At 71.5% G+C, this 2,485-nt stretch carries 3 protein-coding genes; 1 reads left to right on the top strand and 2 read right to left on the bottom strand.

The window, feature by feature from the left end:
• Positions 1–126: 126 nt before the first annotated feature.
• Positions 127–1,431 (bottom strand): MFS transporter, encoded by a 1,305-nt coding sequence (locus J0670_RS35710; protein WP_307806843.1) that lies wholly within the window; start codon positions 1,429–1,431, stop codon positions 127–129.
• Between the two features lie 143 nt (positions 1,432–1,574).
• On the opposite strand from J0670_RS35710, the gene J0670_RS35705 reads away from it, so the two are divergent.
• Positions 1,575–2,159, top strand: a complete 585-nt coding sequence (locus tag J0670_RS35705; RefSeq protein ID WP_207816770.1) for a MarR family winged helix-turn-helix transcriptional regulator — start codon at positions 1,575–1,577, stop codon at positions 2,157–2,159.
• Positions 2,160–2,312: 153 nt separating this feature from the next.
• Here the strand turns inward: J0670_RS35705 and J0670_RS40670 are convergent.
• Positions 2,313–2,485, bottom strand: a 173-nt coding sequence (locus J0670_RS40670) for a carbohydrate-binding protein (protein WP_374223237.1), incomplete at its 5' end; no start/stop codon positions are given.

The following is a 2,485-nucleotide window of genomic DNA, read 5'->3' as shown; positions in this document are numbered from 1 at the left end:
CCCCGGCCGGGGCCGGGCGGTCAACAGCCACTGACACTATGTGGCGGTGCGCGGGAAGCCAAGCGCGACGGGCCCCGGCCGGGTGACCTGGCCGGGGCCCTCTCGAACAGCTTTGCGTGCCCGTTGTCACGCGGCGGTCTGCAGCTCCCGGACCGGGACGGTGTGGACCACGGCCGGGGCCGCGTTGTCCTGCTCCGGCGTGAGGTACGGGCGCAGCCGCAGCGCCATGGCGACGATCAGCAGCGTCGAGCCCGCCATGGCCGCCAGGTAGAGCGGCCAGGTGCCGGAGCCGACCAGCAGCACGCCGACGGCCGGGCCGACCGCGATGGCGATCTGCTTCACCAGGGCGTACCCGGCGTTGTAGGTGCCGAGCAGCCGGGCCGGGGCGAGGTCCGCGACGATCGGGCCCATGGTGGGCGCGAGCAGCGACTCGCCGACGCCGAAGAGGGCGTAGATCGAGACGATGGCGACCGTGGCGGCCATGGTCTCGGTCCGGATCAGACCGGCCACCAGGGCCATCGCCCAGGCGCCGAGCCAGACCACGCCGGCCGCGGCCATCGCGGTGGTGCGGCGGCGGCGCGCGGTGATCCGCACCATGAACATCTGCAGCACCACGATGGTCAGCGCGTTGGCGCCGATCGCGAAGCCCAGGGTGGACGGCGCGGTGCCGACGGTGTCGGTGGCGAAGGCCGCGACACCGGACTCGAACTGGCCGTAGCAGGTGAAGAAGATCAGCCCGGCGAGGATGCTGAGCCGCACCATCGCCTTGTCCGCGAGCAGGGCCCGCAGGCCGGTCGGGCCGTCGGCCTTCTCCTGGACGACGCTCAGCTGGACCTTGGGCATCCGGGCGGTGCCGGTGACCAGGGCCAGGCCGAGGAACGTCGCCGCCTCGATGGTGAACAGCCGGGTGAGGCTGGCCGGGTCGGCCACGTTCACGATCTGCCCGCCGACCAGCGCGCCGATGCCCATGCCCAGGTTGACCAGCGTGAACTGGAGCGCGAAGGCGTGCGAGCGCGTCGCCGCCGTCGAGCAGCGGACGATCATCGTGGCGAGCGCCGGCTGGCAGGTGGTGACACCCGCGCCGAACAGGAAGGAGGAGACCAGCAGGGCCGGGGTGGCGGTGGCGTGCCCGAAGGCGAACGCGCCGGTGGCGGCGAGCGCCGCACCCGCCAGCAGCACCGGCCGGGGACCGTACCTGTCGATGCCGCGCCCGGTGAACGGGAGGACGGCGAGCGCCGCCAGCGCGAAGACGGTGAACACCATCCCGGCCGCCAGCGAGCCCAGCCCGCGCACCTGGTCCACGTACACGAACATGTACGGCATCGTGAACCCGCTGCCGAACGCACTGAGCGCGTTGCCGATCTGGACGCGGCGCAGCGGGCCGCCCGCCCCACGTCGCTGCCGCCTCTGCTGCTTCACCGTGCCGATCACCGTGCACATCCCTTCCTGGTTTCGACTGGAACTCTTAAGCCCAGAAGATTTCAGACCTAAACTGTGACGAGGTAAAGTCTTAGCACCGGAAGACTGCGGAGTCAAAGGCTTAAGAGATGCACCTTCGTGCGACACTGGTCCGCATGACTACGGACAAGCCGTCGCCGGCTGCCGACAAGCCCGCGCCGGCCACCCCCCTGGAGTTCGGCATCGCGGAGCAAGTCGCCCTCTACCAGCGGGAGTTCCCCACCGTGGACCCTCAGGTGGAGACGATCGTGCAGACCCTCAACCGGGTCTCCCGGCGGATGGGCGTGGCGTACGACCGGCAGCTGACCGTGCTCGGAATCACCTCCGCCGAGTGGGAGGTGCTCAAGGCGCTGGTGGTGTCCGGCAGCCCGTACCGGCTGGGGCCGGGCGAGCTCGCCAAGCGGCTCGGGCTCACCCCGGCCGCGATGACGCACCGGATCGACCGGATGGTGGCCGAGGACCTGGTCACCCGGGAGCGGGACGAGTCCAACCGGGTGCGGGTGATCATCGAGCTGACCGAGAACGGCCGCGACAAGTGGCTGGAGTCGATGCGGATGGCCGCGGTGTTCGAGGAGGAGCTGCTGCAGGACCTCGCGGGCGACGAGCGGTCGGCGCTCTCCGGCCTGCTGGCCAGGATGCTGCGACGGATCGAGGAGAGCCAGCCGGACGCCCTCGGGCGCACCGCCGACCTGGCCCAGTGAGCCCGGGGCGAGCGGGCGGCACGAGCGAACGACGTCGGTGAGCGACGTCGGTGAACGACGGAGTCCGGCCCGCCGGGGGTGCTCCCCCGGCGGGCCGGACTCGTTCCGTTCAGGTGCCGCGAGGGTCCGTCAGGCCCTCAGGCGGTCAGCCGCTCAGCAGGGACCGTTGTCGGTCCAGACACCCCACTGGCCGCTGAGGCTCGGGTCGTCGCCCTTGGTCCACCACTTGTTGGTGTAGTAGTGGCCCTTCCACGAGACCTTGGTGCCGCCGGCCGCGTAGGTGGTGTTCGCGTCCCAGCTCGGGGCGGCCGCGCAGACGGGCCCGG

The sequence above is a fragment of the Streptomyces sp. FH025 genome, from assembly GCF_017427025.1.
Classification (GTDB): domain Bacteria; phylum Actinomycetota; class Actinomycetes; order Streptomycetales; family Streptomycetaceae; genus Kitasatospora.
This window is presented reverse-complemented; position numbering and strand designations above follow the sequence as displayed.

What these genes read in the sequence shown, in the direction of transcription:
- J0670_RS35705 (WP_207816770.1), top strand. Translation starts at nt 1,575, where the DNA reads ATGACTACGGACAAGCCGTCGCCGGCTGCCGACAAGCCCGCGCCGGCC.